We start from the raw sequence: 21,010 nt of genomic DNA, 5'->3' as shown, positions 1-21,010 counted from the left end.
TAAAATTGAAAAAATAACCAATGTTATCACAAATTTGTAATATTTTCCGGAATTGCTGCTGTATCATTTTTTACTGCCTTGAAGTTTCTTGTGTTCCGTAATCTCAAAAAGACCCCTTTCCTGACATTTGCATCAGGGCAGAAGTTATTGCTGAATGTTGATTTCACTATGTTGAAAAAATAAACAGTAAAATCCCCTCTTGCTCACGCTTTGGCTTCACTGTTGAGTCAAGATACAAATATATAAAGGTTTGGACTTTTAGCACATGGCGGTGCAAGAAGTCCAAACCTCCCATGTTTGACTTTGAATTACTACATAGACACTATTGAAGCTAACAATATCTTATCTCTAAGTAACTCGAATTCTACCAACTCTTTTATTTCGATTACGATCATTATTATTCAGTGCATTTTGGGATTTAGGAATACCTGGAAATGATATGAGGCCAGCCTTAAACAGGGTAAATCCGATAAATGTAGCATAGATCGTACTTCCGATCAGAAACCAGATAAGTCTTCTACCAACATTTCGTAACATGTTTTCACCTCTTTAACCTCTTATTGATGATAAATATGATGAAATCATCTTTTTTATGTCGTGTTATTCAACTCTGCCATCCTTGTTCATGTCCGAGAATTCCATGGAATCACTAAAATGTAAGATGTGGGAAGAGACTCTTATTCTTCCCCGCCAAATCGAAGCTTCAATAGAAAACCATACATAAGCAGGAAAATCATAATTCCAATGGTTTGAAAGGTTCCTACCATGGTCTTAATCGAGAAACTTCCTCTTAGTTTATCCTTATATGTAATAATAAAATTTCCATCGGCAGAGTTAGCCACGGCTAGAAGGATCCAGCTAAGGACTATTAACAGAACACCCAGTCCAATAAAAACGGTATGTAATTTACTTTTTTTCAAATAGATTAAGAGATTAGCTATTAGAAAGCCGAGGACTGATGCCAATACATAAAACCACCATAAGGATTCAGCACCAACTTTAATTAATAAAACCATATACTGAATCGTAAAGCCCAAACTCAATAAAATAATAGGAACACTATAGAAGCAGGAAATCATGAATTCCCTAATGTGCCCTTTTACCATTAATAGTAAAAAAACAATGACGCTAGGAATTCCAATGACCCAATGTATCAATGCCAAACCATATACTGCGTTCGCATAGCTCTCCTTTAAGGGGAGCTCCACGACTCCCTGAAAAGTTTCCCCATCTAAATGGCCTACCATCATATACCAGCCTAAAAATAATACAAGGAAAAAACAGACTAATAGCTTTATTGCTGTACCGAATGTACTAGGTTCCTTCTTCCTTGCTTTTCGTTTTTGTTTCTTTTTACTCAATCGTTACACCAACTTTTTTCTGTATATCTTTTAACAAAAGATTATTAGTAATATATGTTTGATTTAAGAGCTAGTGCAATAATTGATTCTCTACAAATTTTTCTATTAACTCAATAAATAAGTTCATAGATTTCGTATGTAATTCCACAGATTCTGTTATAACTGAAAAATTTCTTTTTATCGGTGTTCCTTTTACATTTAATACTTGAATGGTACCAAGCATTCGTTCTTTTTTTACAGTCAGTTCAGATAGGTAACTAATACCAAGCCCCGCTTCGACTGCTTCTTTAATTAGTTGTGTGCTGCCGAACTCCATTAACCTAGCAGGGCGTATTTCTAAGGTTTCAAACAATTTTTCTGTTGCATCTCTTGTTCCAGAACCTTCTTCACGAACAATCCAATTCTCTTGTTCTACCTGTCTTCGTGTCACTTCTTTATTGAAATAAATTGGATAGTTCCCTCCTGCCACGATATACATTTGATCGGTGGAAACCGATTTTACATATAAATTTCGATGAGGAATTTCCCCCTCTATAATTCCTACATCGATCTCATGACTTGTGATTGCTTTAGCAATATCCCTTGTGTTGCCAATTTGTACAGAAGGGACGATATTAGGGAATAGGTTTTTCATTCTTGCAAGTATATGTGGTAATACATACTCTCCAAAGGTAAAGCTGGCACCAATTTTTAATGGTCCTGTTGGCTCGTTATTTAATTCATTCACTAACACCGACATACGTTTGTATAAACTTGTTATTTCTTTAGCATGCAAATAGACTATTTCTCCTGCTTTAGTTAGCTGCACACTTTTATTTGTTCGGAGCAATAGTTTTGCACCTATATATCTTTCCAATTGTTGAATTTGCTGGCTGACTGCGGGCTGGGTCATATGAAGCTCTTCCGCTGCTCTGGAAAAATTTCTTTTATCAGCCACAGATAAAAATACCAATAATAATTGATCCATAGTTTCCCTCCCTCATTATCGTATTTACTTATTATAACTATAATAATCATTTATTTTTCTTATTGTAAATCTTTAGTTACGATAAATTATATAGACACAAATTAGGGGTTGAATACAATTGGAACAAAAAGTATTAATAATTCCCAATCCTAATCAGCAAAAAAAAGCAGCAAAAAAGCTAGATGTTTCTTTGATATCTGGAATTGGTTTTACGTTGATCATAGCCGTGTTAGGTTTTGCTTTGGCAGTGCTTCCGGGACTAAATCGTATTGGACCTCTTGCGTGTGCCATTTTATTAGCTGTCGTTTATAGACAGGTTTTTGGATATCCAGAAAAATTACGTACTGGTATTCAATTTTCATCAAAAATACTTTTAAGATTAGCCATCATACTTTATGGTTTAAAGCTAAACATGATTGTGGTCTTTCATCAGGGATTCCCACTATTGCTAAGAGGGTCAATAACGATCATTTTTTCCATTGTTGTTCTTATGACCCTTGCTAAATGGCTGAAGGCAGATTTTAATCTCTCTTTATTATTAAGTCTCGGTACAGGTATTTGTGGTGCGGCTGCCATCGCGGCCATCTCACCAATTATTAAAGCAAAAGATGAGGATACAGCTATGGGTGTCGGCATCATCGCATTAGTCGGCACAGTGTTTTCCATCATCTATACGATAATATTTCCTTTTTTATCTTTAGGTCTTATAAACTATGGAAATTGGGTTGGAATCAGCCTACACGAGATCGGCCATGTTGCTTTAGCTGCTGCCCCAGCAGGCCAAGATGCTCTTGTTCAAGCATTACTTGCTAAACTTGCACGAGTATTTCTTTTAGTTCCGGTTTGCTTTATCCTTATGCTTTGGATGAAAAAGAAAGGAAATATAGAGGGAGAGACAAAATTTGAGTTTCCATGGTTTTTAATTGGATTTATAGTTATGAGTTTTGTGGGAAGCTATATCATTGGAGAAAAGGTAGTGGTATCAAAAACAGTAATGTCTGATATTGCATACGGTACATCATTTTTGTTGACAATGTCAATGACAGGATTAGGTTTAAATATTAGCTTGAAAGAATTACGAACCAAAGCAATGCGTCCACTAATTGCCATTATTATTACATCCATTTTTTTATCATTGCTAACGTATATTAGTTTTTAAAAATCTTATAAAATCATTTTTAAGCAGCATGAGTTCTTGGAAATGGACCATCAGACTTATATAAAGTCTGATGGTCCATTTCATTTATCACTTCCTATATGGATGATACCTTAGCGTCATTATTATTTTTAAAAAGCTTATGAGGATAATGATTAGTTTTACGATAAAAGATTTTAGGTAATGGATTGCAGGTCAATTGCATCAACAAATTCGACGAAGGCTTTTACTACTTTAAATTCTAAAGATTCTTCATGGTAAAACATCCACGTCTCTCGGATAATTTTTTCTCCCTCCTTATTTTTAATTTTAATTTTATTGATATGAACAAGGTCATCAATATTCATGCTTGGCATAATTGCGTAGCCCAAACCATAACCGACCATCTTTTTGCATGTATCAGCCTTATCCACATTAATACTGACAAGTGGAGGCTGTGAGTAATTTTCAGCCCACCAGTTATCAATTACAGCTTTTAATAACGGATCGGTTTCGTAATCAATTCTAGGTAAACTAGGCAGTAAATTCTGGTCTATTTCTTCTTTTGAAGCGATACAAATGCTTTCTTCGAAGAGGAGCTTTTTTTGATCCTTCCAGCCATATTCCCCTTTTAAAAAGCCAACATGTACATCATGATTGTACATTAAATGGGCAATCTCGTTGCTTGGCCCCGTTGTAACTTTAAACTCGACATCAGGGTACTGATCTTTGAAAAGTTTTAATAATCCGGGAAGTTTATAATCTGTAAAAAAGGTTGAAACACCCAGCCTTAATGTACCCGATATTTTTTCCTCCATATTAAGGACTGTTTCTTTCATCCTTTGGATTCGTAATAATAGTTCATGGGCATTTTTTGCAAGATATTCACCTTGTGGGGTAAATTCGACTCCGCGCCAGTTTCGATTAACGATTTTTACTCCAAAGTAATTTTCCATTGTTTTTAAACGATTGGTTAAAGCCGGCTGCGAAATATGCAGTATTTTAGCTGTATTGGTTATATTTTTTTCTTGATAAAGAGTTTGCAAAACCATCCAGTCTCTTTCATCCATCAGGATCACCTCTTACCATAAGAAATAATTTTTGATTATGGCCTTTGATATAAATTCGATATTTTATTTATTGCTTTGATTATACTATATTTGAATTACGAAATGTTAAAAGGATGGTTTGAATGCAAGGAGGATGTTCATGAATAGAAAAAACACCTTTATTCGTAGTGTTTGTTTTATATCTGTAAGTAGCTTAGGAGGATTTTTGATTTCATTGACGGACCTATCCATTGGATGGATGATCGGCACATTTTTAGCAGCTGCTTTCCTTTCATATTGGCGTCCATCAATTTTAAGGGGGAATGGGAATCAAAAAGGAATGCCAAAATACTGGTTATATATGGGACAGTTTATTTTAGGCATTCATTTGGGACAGAAATTAAACTTGACTTTTTTGCATGTTTTTAAAGAAAATTGGCTTGCCATAATTCTTATGCTTCTTCTATCTATCATTTTTTCCTTACTCTCCGGCCTCGTACTCTGGAAATATAGTAATACGGATATGATGACCAGCTTTTTCGGAACGGCTCCAGGTGGATTATCCGCCATGCCTGGGATTGCAGAAGAGGCAGGGGCTAATACGGCTGTCGTCAGCATTATTCAAACCATGCGTGTTTTTTTAGTGATCCTAATGATTCCGTTGGTTGCTTCATTTTCTGCTTCGACTAATGGAAACTCGGCTAATCATGTCCCAATTTCGGTACTGACTGACCCGGAATTTAAAATCGGGATGTTACTTTGGACTTTTGCACTTATTGGATTTGCCTATGCAGGTTATCGATTGATCAAATATTTACGGGTTCCTGCTCCATGGCTGATTGGAAGCATGGTGGGTGTTGCGATTGCCCAATCTCTTGGTTCGTTCTTTATAGGAAGTGACATCATTTCATGGTGGCCACATGAAGTCATCATTTTATCGCAGATTATGATTGCCGCCAGTATTGGCTCCCGTTTTCAGAAAAGCATGTTTATCGGTTTAAAGCGGACGATCATGGTCTCCTTCTTAAGTACAGTTGGTCTCATTTTTTCGATGGTTATTTGTGCTATTTTAGTGGTTAGGATAACGGAAATCTCACTTATAACCTCTATTCTTGCATTCGCACCGGGCGGAATTGCTGAAATGACGACAACTTCTGTCGTCCTTCATGGAGACTCGACCTTTGTCGTAGCAGTACAGGTTCTTCGCATCCTCATTATTTGTGTGATCTTGCCGCAGTTTTTCCGATTGTTAAATTATCTTGAGCAGAAAAAACATTTTTTGTCTAAAACATCCGCTTAGCGCCAGTGGGTCAGTCCCCCACCACATTAAAGCATTAATTTATGGGGGGACTAACCCTAATATTACTGGAACCTCCAATAACCATCCAACATTTCAAAAAAGTGACTTTGATTCGTGTCAGTAAGGTTCACTAAAAAAGGAGTCTCCCCTTTTTCTTTTAATACCTTAACAGCCGTTCCATCTCCAATTGGTGTACAAAATAATAAATTAGTTCCGTTCAATTCTAAAATTCTACAACGTGCATTGATTTCTGTATCGATATACTCCTCGCCTAGTTTAGGGCTAAACAATTTACTCCAAATTTCTAGTGTTTTATCCAAATTATTTACGACAAAGCCCACACTTTCCAATTTTGGTTCGCCTAATATGTGTGACCCTATGAGTCTTTGTTCCTCTAAATCCGAATACCTTTCTTCATCTGATTTTTCCCATTCAATAAAAAATGGTAAAGGAGCCTTTTTTTCTTTGGATTCAGGGAATAACAATGACCACTTGATTACCTGACCATCAGCACGAACTCTCTCCCCTGCCAGCGGCCCATATACTGTAAGTCCTTCTGCTTTAAGTTTTATAGCTAGTTCTTCATTTTGATTTGTTCGGATCGCTACCTTCGCAGGACCTTCCCGACTTTCTTTTGCTAGCTGCTCAACGATTTGTGTAATCAATCGATTTTCCCCATGTTTTTCAGCTACTGATAAATTTTCAATTCCTAAAAATTCAATATAACTTAAGCCAAAATAGGTTAGGGTATTATATGTTCCCCAAGATTCATGACGGCCGCCTTTTACAACATGAAGCCCACTTTGTTTTAACGGTGAAATTGCTTCCTCTGGTTTCTTAAAGAACCAAACAAGGTGATCAAAGTAAAATTGCATTATAGTACTCCTTTACAAGAAATAAAATAAACCTCAAAAATCGAGTCATAAAGGCTTATTATTTAAATGAATGATTTCAAAAACTGCCTGTTCAGCTGACTGAAGGGCACCTTCAAGATGTCCGCTATATTCTGAATTTGTTTCTGTACCAGCAAAAATAATTTTCTTTTCCCATAACCCTTCTACTGGTGGTGGACCATAGCTCTGGTAATTTTTAAGAAGACTTAAGTCTTCCTCAACTGTGGTTTCAGAATCGCTGGACCAATCTTTATATAAAAGAGCCTTTAAATTTTTTGGTTTTATCAATCGATGGCTTCCAGCTCATCGGATAGTTTTTAAACGAATTAATCGGCATGATACGCATCCTTTTCCATACAATTATATGATTGTGTGGTTTATAAAACAATTATACGTTTCTTTACTGTAAAAGTCCGTTCAAACGTAATTACATCTTCTACATTTAACAACAAATTTATCTCCTCTTTACTTTATATCTATCTATTTAGCTATTATTAACAAATAACTTTTTTGTATGAATAGGTTTATCTTTCTGCTGTCTACAACAAATCAAACGGTTATGAGTTGTATCCGAAGAAAACAGGACCATGCAGTTATTACTTTATTGTAAAAATTGTAGTGAAATCTTAAAACAACGAGTACAAGCATTGGAACATAAAGATGTAATAAATAAAAAAACAACTTTTCTTTGCAGGAGGTTTATATATGAGTATATTAGCAAATATCATCTGTAAATTTAAAGGTCACGTGTATGAAGAAATAAATCAGAGACCCGATGGATGGGGATATATCGCGACTTGGTATCGATGTAACAGATGTGGTAATGAAACAGTACTCACGAAGCGAGAAGATGAAAATTAATGGCAGGGCCCACCTGCCCCCTTTTTAAATTTCATGAATTATAAAAGTGTATTTCTGATGTTAGGGGTCAGTCCCCCGCCACATTAAAGCATTAATTTATTGGGGACTAACCCCTAGATTCCGGAAACAGTTCTGATAACCTTTTTATTTTTCCATCGACATCTTTAAATACAATGTGCTCACGAGTGAATTTACGGGGACTATCAATGCTACAAGCCGCGGCTAAGGCAAACAAACCTTGTCGTACATTTATAATATAGTTCATGACTCGCCATTTCTTTTCCTCTGGAACAAGTGCTTCTTGATATTTTGGATCGGTTGTGGTTATACCCGCAGGGCATTTACCAGTATGGCATTGAAGAGCCATAATACAGCCGCTAGCAATCATAAATCCTCGCGCAGAGTTCACGGCATCAGCACCGATTGCAAGGGCGATAGCAATTTTATCGGCTGAAATTAACTTTCCTGAAGCAAAGATTTTCAGCTTGTCTCGCAGACCAAACTGGTTGGCCTTATCGACAACAGCAATTAAAGCGGGAAATAAAGGAAGCCCCATTGTATCTGCCATTGATTTAAAAGTAGCGCCTGTTCCGCCTTCTCCCCCATCAACCGTAATAAAATCTGGAAAAATCCTAAGATTATTCATAGCCTCGAAAAATTCGTCTAAACTGGAAGGATAGCCCACAACGATTTTGATTCCGACAGGTTTTCCACCTTCATCTTGCAGCATTTTAATAAACTGCAAGGTTTCGAACGCATTATGCAAAATCGGAAATCGATTTGGTGAATTAATGGTTTTCCCCATTGGTACCTTCCGAATGTTTGCCACCTTTGTTGTAACCTTCGACCCTTCCAGATGTCCGCCACGGATTTTTGCTCCTTGGCCGAATTTAAGCTCAAATGCTTTTATATTCGGTTCCTGGGCTTTTAACCGAAATTCTTTAATAGAAAATTTCCCCTCATCATCGCGAAAACCAAATAAACCAGGACCAATTTGAGCGATCACATCTGCACCACTTTCTAAATGCTCTGGTGCCACTCCGCCTTCTCCCGTATTAATCCATGAACCACCTGCCATATGGCTGCCATGACCAGTTGAAAGGATATAGTTTTCACCGACTGCTCCGTAAGATGTGGCAGAGGCACCAAATGGCCCCCGAAGTCTCCATGGAAATTTCCGATCCTCGCCAACGATTATTGTCTCTTCCTCATGGTAAAGCCAACGGTTTGTTTGGTCCTTTTCAAGCTTTTCATGACGAGTAAACAATCCTTCATGGTCAATTTTATATTTCATTGAGTGGACTTTTTCCTGATTGTCTACCCTTAATTCTTCGTTTAATAGTGGAAATAAACCATTCGCAATATAATACCCAGGCTGATCAAAGTCACGTTTGGAACCAAAGCTTAAAAGGTCGCTTCGATATTTGGCAGAAAAAACAATCCCTAAAAAATCTGATCGTGAAAATGGTTTGCCACTATTATCATCATCAAACCAATATTGCCTGAATTCCGGGCCAATCTTTTCTAATAAGTAGCGCATCCATCCCAAATAAGGGTGTGCTCTGATAATCGAATGCTGTGGTTTCTTTGCTAAAATATTTAACCACAAAAGCAAGCAAATCGGGCCAACAATAAATACAATCAATAGAAATATAAAAATAGTCCATCCCATCAAATAATCCCTCCTTATCTAACAAGACAAGATCTGTAGTTTTGATACTGAGCGGTTATTTTCTTCACTACTAATACCTTATTTATAACTTTCCTTCATGTTGCCTAATTTTTATCTTAGAATGTAATATCTGCAATTAAACGACAGCTCGGACAATATCAATTAGAAAAGGACTGCCCCCTTAGATCATAAAAAAGAGGCTACCCAGAAAGGATAGCCAAAGGTAGTTGCAGTACAGCTACAGGGTATTTTTTTTGGAGAATATGTAGTTAGCCAAATCTATCAGAATGATTAATTAGCTAATCCTTCTTTTTTCATCACTTCTTCGAGCACTTGGACCGTTTCCTCTGCATCTTCCCCCTCTGGAAAGGATACGGTGTATTGTTTTTTGAATATAGCAATTGGAGAAAGTTTCTTCTTTCTTTAAGTAGTGAACTAATTCGCCTTCTTAACCGGGTAAATTCTAGAGAATTGGGCACCAAGCATGGCACCAATTATGCACTTTTTTTAGATGTTCTCTACACTTCAGAAATGATAGTAGCGCTAATTTTATTTATTTTTTGTGAATAACCTTCTATCTGGATTAAGGGAACCAGCCATAATAAAAGCGCCACACACATAAAATACACCAGACATTCCTGCAAAACTGGAAACGGCCCCTAACGACAGAGGAGCAATAATCTGTGTTAACTTATTAAACATTAGACGAAGACCAAGGCCTTCCGCCACTCGATCTTGCGGCAATGAACTAATGGTTGAAAAAATAGAAAGCGGCTGCCCTATGCCTGAACAAAATCCAAGAACAAAGGCGAGAATACTTAGACCTATTACACTATCGACAAATGGATTTAAAATATAAATAATTCCAGCTACAACGATTGATATCGTAATAATAACGTTTCGCTTCAAACGACGTACAACCCATGACAAGATGCTTCGAATTAATATTCCAGCAGCGGCATTCAATGAGATAATGACACCAATCGCAAGAGTTGATACACCTTTTTCCGCTGCCAATAATGGAAAAAAAGCGATATATGCATCTTTCGCCAACAAAACAAGCGAGCTAACTAGGACTGCTTTGCGCAAATCTTGGATGCGTAGTAATTTAAAAGAATTCTCTTCTTTTTCTCTCTGATCGGCTGTTTCTAGTTTTTTCACCTGTAATTTTCTTAACAGAAAGGACGAAGGCACAGCTAGTAAGATAACAAATCCCAAAATGAAGAAAGCGTAAGTATTACTCAATAAATCTGAAAGTCCTCCACTAATCAGCGGGCCAACAAAGCTGCCCGCAGCAACCGCAATACTAAAAACAGAAATAAAGTATTCACGCAACTTACTTTTCGAAAATTGCCCGGCATACGCCTGTATAGACAGAACAAATATTAACTGAGCAAGACCGGAAAAAATTTGCGATATGTATATACCCACTAGATTGTTGAATACCGCTAGAACGAACATTGAAAGACTACCAAACAAAATGCCGAGGATAAGCGGGCTTCTTACCCCGATACGATCAATTATTTTCCCTGCTTTTATCGATAAGAACAAAGGTAAAAAAGAAAACAACGCAACAATAATCCCAATTTCTGCATGGGTGGCACCTAAATCTCTTGCGTAAAGCGGAATAAGGGGGCGACTTCCCGCAATCGTAATCATAAACAAACATACACTAATAAACACAGCGTAACGATCATGTCTATTTTTCATCTCAATCTACTCCTTATCTCTTATCTACCATAAAAGAAAAGGCAGACTTATACACGAGAGTAAGTCTACCCAAAATTTTTAAGCGACATATAATATATGCATATAATGAAAAAGGACAAACTCACTAAAAAGATGAAGTCTGTCCAAATCAGAAGGAGATATGAGAACTCCCGTCTTATAATGTTTAAATAATTAAATAGATAGCACTCCGATCAAAACTCCGACAATGGTCATAACCAATGCTGTCCCTAAGGCATACTTGGCCGTAAAACGAATATGGTCACCTATATCAATACCAAGAAGACCTACTAGTACGTAAATAGAACCTTGAAGCGGGCTCAACAAGTGAAGCGGCTGTCCTAATAATGAAGCTTGCCCAATTTCTATTGGTTGAATCCCAAAGTGGGCTGCAGTTTCCGCCATGATTGGTATAATCCCGAAATAAAAGGGAGCATTCGCCATAAAAAATGTAAATGGCATGCTTATTAGTGCAACAATAGCGTTTAATCGAGGTCCAAGTGCATCTGGAATTACCGCAATTAGAACATCAGCGATAGCTTTAACGATTCCAGTGCCCTCTATAATACCCGAGAATACACCCGCTGCAAATATCATAGAGACAACAGTTAATATGTTCCCTGCATGTGCGTGCAACCGGTCCTTTTGGTCCTGCAAGTTGGGATAATTAACAATCATAACAATCGCAAATCCAAGCATAAATAATGCTGGTATCGGTAAGAAGCCTGCAATTAAAGCCACCATGACTAAGATTGTTAAAACTAGATTAAACCAAAATAATTTTGGACGCTTTATAGAAGATTCCATTCCTATTTCAAGAGTAGCAGCGACCTCATTGTTAAAATCTACATCAATATGGGTAACTCCTAACCGCTTACGTTCCCTGCGTCCGAGAAAATAGGCAACGGCCAGAACCCATACTCCACCTGCAATCATAGAAGGAAGGATTGGAATAAGCATTTCTATTATATCTTCATTTACTGCTGTAGCAGCTTGAACAGCCGGTCCTCCCCAAGGTGTTAGATTCATAATCCCCATCGCCAATGCGGGAATACAAGCTAAAATAAGTTTATTCATACCTAGACGGTTATACAATGGAAGAAATGCGGTTACTACAATAAGATACGTAATTGTCCCGTCACCATCTAGAGCAACGATCAATGATAAAACTGCCGTTCCAAGTACAATTTTTAAAGGGTCACCACCCACCATTTTTAAAATTTTCAATACAAGTGGATCAAAGAATCCTGTATCTATTAACACACCAAAGTAAAGAATGGCAAAAATAATCATAATAGCAGTTGGAGCAATTTTCTCGAGTCCCTCCAACATCATTGGTCCTAAATCGGTAAAACCGCCAATTAGTGCAAAAATGACCGGAACTATAGTTAGTGCGTTGAAGGCTGACAAACGCTTACTCATTATTAAATACATAAAGACCACAATCATTGCAAATCCTAGAAATGCTAGCATTATATACTTCCTCCATATTTCGTTGAATTCCTTAGGTTACATGTCAGTTTTCAGCAGGTAATCCTTCTAGGTTGAACATCAATAGTAAACACAAAGAAGTATTCAAGGCATAAAGTGCCCAATGACTTCACTCTCATTTGTAAAGGCTTTCAAATCTAACAGGCTGAAATCTTCTTACATATGCAAAACTAAAATACATGCCGGGCTTTTATTACTATAAAAATGTTAAATTTAATAGATATAGTCAAAGAAACATTAGCAAAAAGTTATAGAAAAAAGAACGATGATGATTGTTACTTATACCTTATTCTAGATACATTATCAATCTAATACAATTCGTAAATTTCTTCCATTTATTAGAATAATTGTTTAGCCATAATATTTTCCGTTTCTATATTCTTTAACCCAACGGTTCACCATTTTGGGACAAAGCTCATAGTGACGAGCAATATTTGCTGCATTACCTTTGTTAATAGCTTCTTTACAAACTTGTATTTTAAACTCTTTTATATATTTTATACGTATCATGATTTCAACTCCGTAAATTGAACTACAACGTTTTTTTTATCATTTTTTATTTATGAAACTTTATAATGCTTTTCTGTTATGTTTTTTAGACATAATAGTAATATTTACATTATTTAATTTTAATAATGTAAATATTACTACAGTCCCAAACGCAAAATTTCTTTACTACTTAAGATTTATATATATCATCAATAATCTCACAATTTTTCTTCATTAGTGTTTCGTCTACCCAATCTCGTTTTGCAGATCCGTCTATGGCTGCCTGTAATTTTTTATGATCATTGGCGGATACAATCTGTGCATCTTTTAGAATTTGTTCGGCATCATTTTTAGGTATTACAATAACACCATCAGAATCACCTAGGACAATATCCCCTGGACTAACATGAATACCCCCACAGGCAATCGGAACATTAATTTCTCCTGGACCCTCTTTATAAGGACCTCCTGGTGTCGTTCCCGTTGCATAAACTGGAATTGTCATTTTTGAAATCTCGTTAATATCACGAATCGGTCCGTCCAATACTAACCCGGCAATTTTTTTCGTGTGTTCCGCGTAGGAAACCATAATCTCTCCCATGAGAGCTTGTGTACGGTCACCCTCATTTGAAACAATAATAACATCACCTTCAGAAGCCATATTTAAAGCTTTGTGCAATAAAAGGTTGTCTCCCGGACGCGCTTTTACTGTTAGAGCTACACCAACCATTATTCCATTTTTAAGATTGGACATTAGTTTTATTTCTGAACTTAATGCACTTAATCTTCCCATGCAATCTGCAACATTCGCCGCTGGAATTGTTTTAAAACCTTCTATTATATTTTGATCCGGTAACTCTCTCTTCAAAAATACCCTATTTCCAACACTCATTCTTATACATTCCTCTCTTTATAAGCTATCCTCTCTCATATCTTAATTTAAGGGTTTTACAATTAAGACTAAGAGTGATAAATAGCTTTAGTATCAACTACATTTCAATTAAAGATCTATCAAAATTACAAACTATTATTATGCTAAGATATCAAGTCTTGCTCCTTACAAGCTGTTATTACATCCAACCAGCTTTCGGGGGTCTTTCCTTGGAACTTTTCTTTTAAATTTATTTCTGCCAACAATTTAAGTTTATCTCTAGCTGCCCTACTCATCACGGAACTCAAATTTGAGGATTCTAGCATTTCTATCGACCCTTCTAATTCAATCGATCTTCTTAATGCATGAATAGAAGTTCCAGTTACCAAACGATTCATAGTTTCTTCAAATGTTTTTGCATTCATGGTTTCACTTAGAGAGTTAATGACTAGTTCTTCCACATTAAACTCACTTGCAGCTTCTAACATTTCAAGCAAAAGAGCAGGTAAGCCTTTCATAAAGATGCTGCGAATTAATTTTACGGCAGATGCATCTCCCGGATTTTCACTTACTTTTGTAATATTCATGTCATATGGGGACATAAAATCAATAAAAGCATCCGTTCCCTTACCACTTGCTAAAATTGGTACTTTATGTTTATAAACTGGCAAAGGACCCATCATCGCTGCATCAACGAAATATGCTCCTTTCTCCTTGATATTATCATTAATATTTTGCTTAACATTTGGGCTTGAAGCAGATACATCGATATACACAAGTTCGTTTTTAATATATGGTTTTACTGTCTCACTAACCTCGTATGCTTTATTTGCAGGCACAGCGACAATCAGGATATTGATTTCTTCCAAATTGAATAAACATTCTAACGAATTTTCCAGTTTAACTTGTGCTTGTTCTGCACGTTCACGGACAAGTTTTCCGTACACGGGGTGATTCCAGAGCGGATCATATGCAGCTATTTTTTCCAAACCATGTACTTTTAGTCCAGCCGCCATTTCGAAAGCTGCTTCTCCAAACCCTATAAACCCTAATTTCATTTTGATATATCCTCCCTCTTTTAATACAAAAGCTTCTGATTTTGGTTTTCATTACTTTAATTCAGGTTCCTCATTTTTAGGCTTTTCTTTTTGTATAACTAATAGCAAAATTGCAAATGGACATTTTACCTAACGCAGTGAAAATCCTATATGGTTATAAACTTTTCCTAAAGTAAAATGCTTTTTGTGTAGTAAAAATAACAACTAGTAAATAAAATGTAATATTTATTACACCCTAATATTATCATCGTTTTGTTTACATGTAAACCTTTTCACTATATAAATTTTGAAAATAAGTAAAATTCACATTAATCATTACTGAATTTGCTACACTTTTCTGAATTTAATATATAAAAATAAGGCCATACGTGAACTTTCCACGTATGGCCTTTTCGTTTCAGAATGACTTTCAGTTATTTATGGAGTCCCATAAAGAAATAAAAAATTCTAAACTTACTCCTGTTAGTCAATAAGTAATTAATTTAAATATTGTATAAAGTACTATATTAATAAATCCGCAATCCCATGAACATCTTCAATAGATTTACGTCATCCTTTTTCCCTTAATCCAAATAGTGATAGCCCAAATCGGTAATGATTGGTTCAATTGACTTAAAGCGTTCTTTTGTTTTATCTGAGTAATTAATTGCAATTGCACTAATAAGATAATCAGCGATAAACATTGGTCCAATGATGGAATTGTGAAAAGCAATGCTTTGGTAACTGCAAGGAAGTAATAAATCGGTATAACCCACTAGAGGAGATGAGTATCCGTCAGTAATAGAAATAATCTTCGCATTATTTTGTTTTGCGACTCTCGCCATGTTAATCATTTTGCTTGAATATCTTGGAAAACTGATAATTATCACTAAATCTGACGGTGAAAAATTAGTTACTTTTTCTGGCCACTCATCCTCATTTGGCAAATGACTGTTACCAAACAATCGATTGAATCCTTGATTTAAAAATTGAGCAACTGGCTTACTTGTTCTAGAACCCAAGCAATAAATCTGATTGGCAGAACAAATCATATCCATCATCTTATTCAAAGTTTGGCTATCGATGAGATCCATTGTGGAACGAATATTTTCTATTTGTTTTTCTGCACAACGCACTAATAAATCGCTTTCATCAATTTCCTTCAGATTTACTTGCAACCTTGTTTGAGGATCAACCCTATTTCTAAGTAGTTCTTGAAGTTCCTTTTGAAATTCTGCATAACCCGAAAATCCTAATTTAAAAGCCATCCTCATAATCGTAGTTGTACTCGTTCCTACGAGTCCTGCTAATTGATCAACTGTTAAAAAAGCAACATCCATCGCATTCTTGATTATGTAATCGGCTACTTTACGTTGTGATTCGGTTAATTCAGGTGCCTTATTTTGAATTAATTGTATTACATTCGTTTTCATGACTTTTCTCCTATATTGTAATGATAACGGTACATATTCTACATCATACCATAAAGTTTCTATTACTTTGATATGAAATCTATAAAGGTTTTGCCTGCCACATACTATCATAAATGTTAAAAGAACTAAATATACTTCCTAGACGTCAGAGGGAAGACAAAAGGTTCCTATACCAAAAGATAAGGAAAAACCATCGTTTGGTAGCGTCGCTTTGGTGAAAGAAATAGTTAAGAAACAGCGGAGAAAAAATAAGAGGAAATTACTAATAGAAAAAAAGAGAACATGGTCATTTTAATGCCCTATTCTCCTTTTTCTACTGAGAACGAAAAACCAATATAAAAATTTTAAATTAATTTCTACGTTACTTGCCAAATTGAAAGATTCCTCTAACTCAACCTAATTTAGCTGTAAATTTGCCTAGCTCCTCTTGTCCCCAGTTTAACGAGAAACGATCGCCATCTAATACAGCTCCTACACCAGCAGGTGTCCCAGTAAATATAATATCGCCTTTCCCCAATCCAAAATTAAGGGCTACGAAATCAATAATGGTTCTCAAGTCAAATAGCATATCTTTGATATTGCCACGTTGTACCTGTTCGCCATTTTTCATAAGAGAAAAATCAATTTTTTTGCAATCTTCAACTCCTGGAAATTCGATGAACTTCGTCAACACGCCTGAGTTAGGAAAACCCTTAGCAAGCAACCAAGGGTAACCCTTCTGTTTCAGTTCGCTTTGAACGTCGCGAAGAGTAAAGTCAATGCCTAGTGCTATGCGATCAACAAGCTCCTCAACCTTCATTCCCTTTTCATATTCTTTGCTGATATGAATTATTAGTTCCACCTCGTAATGGACAGCCCCCCGATCGCCTGGCAGCTTCACATCACGTCCATCCGCCAATATAAGAGAATGAGTTGGCTTGACAAAAAGAAATGGAGATGTTGGCACTTCATTGTTTAATTCCTGGGCATGCAGTTTATAGTTTCGACCTACACAGTAGATGTTCTGAATTGCGTTCATTTTTGTCCTACCTCTTTCCTAGATTGATTTTACCATTCCACCATCCACTAAAAATGAACTTCCTGTCAAGTAACAGTCCAATGAAATTTGTAAATTCTTTCTACTTGTTTCACCTTCGCATATTCTTTATTTAAAAGGAAAAGGAAGTCCATATCGTCTTCCGACTGCTTCCAATTCGTTCAAAATATGAATTGATAAGGGGATTCCAATTGTTTGCCTCTCCACGGTCCGTTCTAATTCGATTTCTCCAGGCAAATAGATTTTTTCAAATCCTTCAGCAGCAGGAATATGGCGGACCTCTCTAATCATTTGATCCATGCGGTTCTTAAATTCTTTTAACTCTTCGAATAAATCCGCTCTCATGACAAAGAAAAATTGGCCAACATTTTGGTTTTTGTCTAAATCTTTGTATAAACTCGCAATATACGGACCAAATGCTGCTCCCGTTAAAAGACCGGATAATACCTCCATTAAAAAGGCAAGTCCATACCCTTTGGGTCCTCCAACGGGAAGTACCAAACCATCTGCCGCAGCGACTGGATCCGTGGTTGGGTGACCATCCTTTGTAATGGCCCATCCTAATGGGATTTGCTGATTATTTTTACGAGCAAGTGTAATTCTGCCTCGTGCTACCACACTAGTAGCCATATCAAAAACTATATCCTGCTCTTCACCTGCAGGTACTCCATAGGAAAAGGGATTCGTACCAAAATAGCCCACTCTTCCTCCCCAAGGCGCCATGCTAGATGGTGCATTGGTGGTGGCTAAAGCTATACAATCGTGTTTTGCTGCATACATGGTATAGTCCGCCAGCATTCCGCAATGCGATGAATTTTTAATCCCGACAACCGCGATCCCAGCTTCCTTCGCCTTTTTAACCGCAATTTCCATTCCCCTCGTTGCCAAAATAATGCCTAAACCATTTCCTCCGTCAACTAACATGCTCGCGGCAGATTCTTTTACTACCTTTCCTTCTGTCGTCTTTGCCGTTACGCCTAAATCCAGTCTTTTGGTGTAAATATCCACCCTACTTACCCCATGGGAGTCAATTCCCCGAAGATTTGCAAGTACAAGATGCTTTGCAACTGTCGAAGAATGTTCCTCGTTCAAGCCTGCAACTTGAAAGACATTGGACACAAACCGTTCCAACTCTTCTTTATTTACTCTTGTAAAAGATTCAGACAACGTTACCCATCCTTTCATTATTCCTAGCAACAAGGAATCGAGTTCACTTTACTGCAAACCCTCACATTATTTAAAAGCCTGGGGGTCAGTTCCCAGGCTTTTTAACACTCGAGATAAACATCCAAATTTAAATTAGTTCTACCTTTAATCCGTGCTTTTGAAAAACATTAACCATTTGTTTTTTTGCTTCCTCTTCATCTGTCCCATGAATTTCAAGATGATACTCATTAGAAGTAATAAGGGTAACACTCAAACCAATAATGCTCTTTACATCCAGACTTCGGTTATTAACACGGAGAACAATACTCGATTGGAAATTATTAGCTGTTTGATTTATTTCGACAATAGCGGTTGTCGTAATAATACTCATTTTTATGCCTCCATACTTTAATGAAGATCTAACATCAACTTTTGATAATAAGGTACTTGCCCATCGGTCATCACGTCATGGTCTGCTGTAAGCAGGTCGACAGAATTCAAAATGCCCATAAAATGGAGATAAAGTCTTCCTAATACATCTCCTTCCACCAAATTGGATTACATCTCTACATCTTCGGTAACTAATCTTCTATTTTTCATAGAAGCAACGATGCTGAAAACAATAGAAATAATCGCAATGGTTAGAATCGTTCCAGAGATTGGACGCGTGAAGAATCCAAAGAAACTTCCTTCAAAAATGGTTAACGACTGCAATAAGGTTTTTTCTAAGAGAACTCCTAATACATAGGTTAAAATGATTGGAGCCAAAGGAAATTCAGCTTTTTTCAGGAAATAGCCTATGATACCAAACACTAACATCGCACCTACATCAAACAAACTATTATTCAAGCTGTAAGTTCCTACGATGGTAATCATCAAAATGATGGGGAAAAGTAGACGATATGGAACCAACGTCAGTCGTGCCCAGAAATTGGCCATCGGCAAGTTCATAATCAACAAGATCGCATTCCCAACGAACATACTTGCAATAATTCCCCAGACCATTTCTGGATTCTTTTGGAACAACATTGGCCCCGGTGTCAGACCATGCATGATAAAGGCGCCTAATAAGACGGCTATGGCGGGGGAGCTTGGGATTCCCAGTGTAAATAGAGGCACTAGCGCACCACCACAGTAGGAATTGTTAGCCGTTTCCGGACCAGCAACTCCTTCTATCGCCCCTTTACCAAAACGGGAAGGATCCTTTGCCAACTTTTTCTCCATGGAATAGCTCAAAATGGTTGGAATAACGGAATTAGTCCCCGGAATTAATCCGATGAAGAAACCTAAAAGACTTCCTCTCCCAATGGACTTCATCATCGGTTTCCACTCCTCACGATGGGGAAGGAGACCTTGAACCTTCGGAAGCGCTTCAGCATTTGAACTCATGCTTGCCTCTGCATTCAAAAATAATTCAGATAAACCAAAAAGCCCCATAGCAATCGATATAAAATCGAAACCATTCATGAGATGGGCTTCACCAAAAGCAAACCGGATAATTCCTGAACTTGGATCCTGTCCGACAAATGCCAAAGATAATCCAAACAGCGCTCCAAGAATCCCTTTTAGCAACGATTTTCCCATTAATCCGAGAAGTAACGCGAGTCCTAATGACACCATCGCGAAAAATTCTGGCGGACCAAATTTGAGTGCCTGTTTAGCCAAAATCGGCCCCACCAACACTAGACCAATAATCGAAATGATACCTCCAATAAAAGAACCAATACCGGCGCTTCCTAAAGCCACTCCCGCTCGACCTTGTTTTGCTAACGGATACCCATCCAAACAAGTGATTAGAGATGCTGCTTCCCCCGGCGTATTAATAAGTACGGAAGTAATCGTACCGCCATACATCGAACCATAGTAAATTCCAGATAACATAATTATGGCGGAAACCGGTTCAAGTGCGAACGTCAACGGCAGAAGCAATGCGGTTCCGGCAGTGGGGCCAAGTCCTGGCAATACCCCAATTAACATTCCGAAGGTGACCCCGACCAGGCAATAAAGTAAATTCGTCCAAGTAAGCGCCGTTTCAAATCCTCCAAGTAAAAAACCTACTGATTCCATATCAACCTGTCCTCCTACCAACCAAATTCATTTACAGGCAGTGGAACCTGCAATAACACATCAAATAATCCAAATACAACAAAAGAAACGGTTACCGATAACCCTATAGCCCAAGGCCATTTGTATCCTCGCTTAAACAGCAGCAATAGTGTTATCGAACTGCCAATGAGAAAACCCGTAAAGGGAACGATGATCATGAACAGAATGAGCGAGCCCATACAAGTTAATACATTGATGAACCCTTCTCCTTTTGGCATCACTTTAGCAAAGAGAATGATTTCCTTTTTGATCGAAAACCAAAGATAGAATAAGGATAATAATATTATCAAACCGCCAGTCCAAAGTGGTAACAAGCCTGGTCCTGGACCGTATTCGCTATAATATCCCATCGTAAATGATTGTGAAAAAACAATGACACCAAGGAGTAGGAAGAATAAGCTAAGGTAAATTCCTAAATTTTTCAATCGAAAACAA

Annotated in this window: 21 protein-coding genes; 3 read left to right on the top strand and 18 right to left on the bottom strand. The window is 37.1% G+C overall.

Features of this window, described 5'->3' with window-relative positions:
• Positions 1-348: 348 nt before the first annotated feature.
• The 3 genes from QNH17_RS10170 to QNH17_RS10160 form a co-directional block, all read right to left on the bottom strand.
• Complete coding sequence (locus tag QNH17_RS10170) at positions 349-537, bottom strand: hypothetical protein (RefSeq protein WP_283878559.1); 189 nt, start codon at positions 535-537, stop codon at positions 349-351.
• Positions 538-677: 140 nt separating this feature from the next.
• The gene (locus QNH17_RS10165; protein ID WP_283878558.1) at positions 678-1,361 is read right to left on the bottom strand and encodes a hypothetical protein; all 684 of its coding nucleotides are present in this window, start codon (positions 1,359-1,361) and stop codon (positions 678-680) included.
• Positions 1,362-1,431: 70 nt separating this feature from the next.
• Positions 1,432-2,328 (bottom strand): LysR family transcriptional regulator, encoded by an 897-nt coding sequence (locus QNH17_RS10160; RefSeq protein ID WP_283878557.1) that lies wholly within the window; start codon positions 2,326-2,328, stop codon positions 1,432-1,434.
• A gap of 139 nt (positions 2,329-2,467) precedes the next feature.
• On the opposite strand from QNH17_RS10160, the gene QNH17_RS10155 reads away from it, so the two are divergent.
• Complete coding sequence (locus QNH17_RS10155) at positions 2,468-3,487, top strand: YeiH family protein (RefSeq protein ID WP_283879476.1); 1,020 nt, start codon at positions 2,468-2,470, stop codon at positions 3,485-3,487.
• Positions 3,488-3,660: 173 nt separating this feature from the next.
• On the opposite strand, the gene QNH17_RS10150 is transcribed toward QNH17_RS10155, so the two are convergent.
• Positions 3,661-4,533 (bottom strand): LysR family transcriptional regulator, encoded by an 873-nt coding sequence (locus tag QNH17_RS10150; RefSeq protein WP_283878556.1) that lies wholly within the window; start codon positions 4,531-4,533, stop codon positions 3,661-3,663.
• Between the two features lie 139 nt (positions 4,534-4,672).
• Between QNH17_RS10150 and QNH17_RS10145 the strand changes: the two genes are divergently transcribed.
• Entirely contained in the window at positions 4,673-5,812 is a 1,140-nt protein-coding gene (locus tag QNH17_RS10145) for an AbrB family transcriptional regulator (RefSeq protein ID WP_283878555.1), read from the top strand.
• 62 nt (positions 5,813-5,874) lie between these two features.
• On the opposite strand, the gene QNH17_RS10140 is transcribed toward QNH17_RS10145, so the two are convergent.
• A complete protein-coding gene (locus tag QNH17_RS10140) occupies positions 5,875-6,687 on the bottom strand; it encodes a VOC family protein (RefSeq protein WP_283878554.1) in 813 nt (270 codons plus the stop codon).
• A 45-nt stretch (positions 6,688-6,732) separates the two neighbouring features.
• Positions 6,733-6,993: an FAD-dependent oxidoreductase gene (locus QNH17_RS10135; protein WP_481858589.1), complete on the bottom strand. Its 261-nt coding sequence runs from the start codon at positions 6,991-6,993 to the stop codon at positions 6,733-6,735.
• A gap of 417 nt (positions 6,994-7,410) precedes the next feature.
• Between QNH17_RS10135 and QNH17_RS10130 the strand changes: the two genes are divergently transcribed.
• Complete coding sequence (locus tag QNH17_RS10130; RefSeq protein ID WP_283878553.1) at positions 7,411-7,566, top strand: hypothetical protein; 156 nt, start codon at positions 7,411-7,413, stop codon at positions 7,564-7,566.
• A gap of 106 nt (positions 7,567-7,672) precedes the next feature.
• On the opposite strand, the gene QNH17_RS10125 is transcribed toward QNH17_RS10130, so the two are convergent.
• The 12 genes from QNH17_RS10125 to QNH17_RS10070 all read right to left on the bottom strand — a co-directional run bounded on the left by QNH17_RS10125 (position 7,673) and on the right by QNH17_RS10070 (position 21,000).
• Positions 7,673-9,238: an FMN-binding glutamate synthase family protein gene (locus QNH17_RS10125; protein ID WP_283878552.1), complete on the bottom strand. Its 1,566-nt coding sequence runs from the start codon at positions 9,236-9,238 to the stop codon at positions 7,673-7,675.
• 549 nt (positions 9,239-9,787) lie between these two features.
• A complete protein-coding gene (locus QNH17_RS10120) occupies positions 9,788-10,948 on the bottom strand; it encodes an MFS transporter (RefSeq protein ID WP_283878551.1) in 1,161 nt (386 codons plus the stop codon).
• Between the two features lie 192 nt (positions 10,949-11,140).
• A complete protein-coding gene (locus QNH17_RS10115) occupies positions 11,141-12,439 on the bottom strand; it encodes a CitMHS family transporter (RefSeq protein ID WP_283878550.1) in 1,299 nt (432 codons plus the stop codon).
• A gap of 369 nt (positions 12,440-12,808) precedes the next feature.
• Complete coding sequence (locus QNH17_RS10110) at positions 12,809-12,967, bottom strand: helix-turn-helix domain-containing protein (protein WP_283878549.1); 159 nt, start codon at positions 12,965-12,967, stop codon at positions 12,809-12,811.
• A 169-nt stretch (positions 12,968-13,136) separates the two neighbouring features.
• Positions 13,137-13,838, bottom strand: a complete 702-nt coding sequence (locus QNH17_RS10105; protein WP_283878548.1) for an RraA family protein — start codon at positions 13,836-13,838, stop codon at positions 13,137-13,139.
• A 143-nt stretch (positions 13,839-13,981) separates the two neighbouring features.
• Positions 13,982-14,875 (bottom strand): DUF1932 domain-containing protein, encoded by an 894-nt coding sequence (locus tag QNH17_RS10100; RefSeq protein ID WP_283878547.1) that lies wholly within the window; start codon positions 14,873-14,875, stop codon positions 13,982-13,984.
• Positions 14,876-15,438: 563 nt separating this feature from the next.
• Entirely contained in the window at positions 15,439-16,287 is an 849-nt protein-coding gene (locus QNH17_RS10095) for a MurR/RpiR family transcriptional regulator (protein WP_283878546.1), read from the bottom strand.
• Between the two features lie 391 nt (positions 16,288-16,678).
• On the bottom strand, positions 16,679-17,305 hold the full coding sequence (locus tag QNH17_RS10090) for a fumarylacetoacetate hydrolase family protein (protein WP_283878545.1): 627 nt from the start codon (positions 17,303-17,305) through the stop codon (positions 16,679-16,681).
• A gap of 126 nt (positions 17,306-17,431) precedes the next feature.
• A complete protein-coding gene (locus QNH17_RS10085; protein ID WP_283878544.1) occupies positions 17,432-18,490 on the bottom strand; it encodes an Ldh family oxidoreductase in 1,059 nt (352 codons plus the stop codon).
• A 127-nt stretch (positions 18,491-18,617) separates the two neighbouring features.
• The gene (locus tag QNH17_RS10080) at positions 18,618-18,860 is read right to left on the bottom strand and encodes an HPr family phosphocarrier protein (protein WP_283878543.1); all 243 of its coding nucleotides are present in this window, start codon (positions 18,858-18,860) and stop codon (positions 18,618-18,620) included.
• A gap of 167 nt (positions 18,861-19,027) precedes the next feature.
• The gene (locus QNH17_RS10075) at positions 19,028-20,536 is read right to left on the bottom strand and encodes a tripartite tricarboxylate transporter permease (RefSeq protein WP_283878542.1); all 1,509 of its coding nucleotides are present in this window, start codon (positions 20,534-20,536) and stop codon (positions 19,028-19,030) included.
• A 14-nt stretch (positions 20,537-20,550) separates the two neighbouring features.
• Positions 20,551-21,000 carry a tripartite tricarboxylate transporter TctB family protein gene (locus tag QNH17_RS10070; protein ID WP_283878541.1) on the bottom strand — a complete coding sequence of 150 codons (450 nt, stop codon included), beginning with the start codon at positions 20,998-21,000 and terminating at the stop codon, positions 20,551-20,553.
• Positions 21,001-21,010 lie beyond the last annotated feature (10 nt).

The sequence above is a fragment of the Neobacillus sp. SuZ13 genome, from assembly GCF_030123365.1.
Classification (GTDB): domain Bacteria; phylum Bacillota; class Bacilli; order Bacillales; family Cytobacillaceae; genus Neobacillus.
This window is presented reverse-complemented; position numbering and strand designations above follow the sequence as displayed.

Coding starts and splice junctions, on each gene's coding strand:
- QNH17_RS10095 (WP_283878546.1), bottom strand. CDS start 16,287: ATGAAAACGAATGTAATACAATTAATTCAAAATAAGGCACCTGAATTA.
- QNH17_RS10115 (WP_283878550.1), bottom strand. CDS start 12,439: ATGCTAGCATTTCTAGGATTTGCAATGATTGTGGTCTTTATGTATTTA.
- QNH17_RS10170 (WP_283878559.1), bottom strand. CDS start 537: ATGTTACGAAATGTTGGTAGAAGACTTATCTGGTTTCTGATCGGAAGT.
- QNH17_RS10100 (WP_283878547.1), bottom strand. CDS start 14,875: ATGAAATTAGGGTTTATAGGGTTTGGAGAAGCAGCTTTCGAAATGGCG.
- QNH17_RS10125 (WP_283878552.1), bottom strand. CDS start 9,238: ATGGGATGGACTATTTTTATATTTCTATTGATTGTATTTATTGTTGGC.
- QNH17_RS10080 (WP_283878543.1), bottom strand. CDS start 18,860: ATGAGTATTATTACGACAACCGCTATTGTCGAAATAAATCAAACAGCT.
- QNH17_RS10105 (WP_283878548.1), bottom strand. CDS start 13,838: ATGAGTGTTGGAAATAGGGTATTTTTGAAGAGAGAGTTACCGGATCAA.
- QNH17_RS10075 (WP_283878542.1), bottom strand. CDS start 20,536: ATGGAATCAGTAGGTTTTTTACTTGGAGGATTTGAAACGGCGCTTACT.
- QNH17_RS10130 (WP_283878553.1), top strand. CDS start 7,411: ATGAGTATATTAGCAAATATCATCTGTAAATTTAAAGGTCACGTGTAT.
- QNH17_RS10160 (WP_283878557.1), bottom strand. CDS start 2,328: ATGGATCAATTATTATTGGTATTTTTATCTGTGGCTGATAAAAGAAAT.
- QNH17_RS10110 (WP_283878549.1), bottom strand. CDS start 12,967: ATGATACGTATAAAATATATAAAAGAGTTTAAAATACAAGTTTGTAAA.
- QNH17_RS10120 (WP_283878551.1), bottom strand. CDS start 10,948: ATGAAAAATAGACATGATCGTTACGCTGTGTTTATTAGTGTATGTTTG.
- QNH17_RS10140 (WP_283878554.1), bottom strand. CDS start 6,687: ATGCAATTTTACTTTGATCACCTTGTTTGGTTCTTTAAGAAACCAGAG.
- QNH17_RS10090 (WP_283878545.1), bottom strand. CDS start 17,305: ATGAACGCAATTCAGAACATCTACTGTGTAGGTCGAAACTATAAACTG.
- QNH17_RS10145 (WP_283878555.1), top strand. CDS start 4,673: ATGAATAGAAAAAACACCTTTATTCGTAGTGTTTGTTTTATATCTGTA.
- QNH17_RS10150 (WP_283878556.1), bottom strand. CDS start 4,533: ATGGATGAAAGAGACTGGATGGTTTTGCAAACTCTTTATCAAGAAAAA.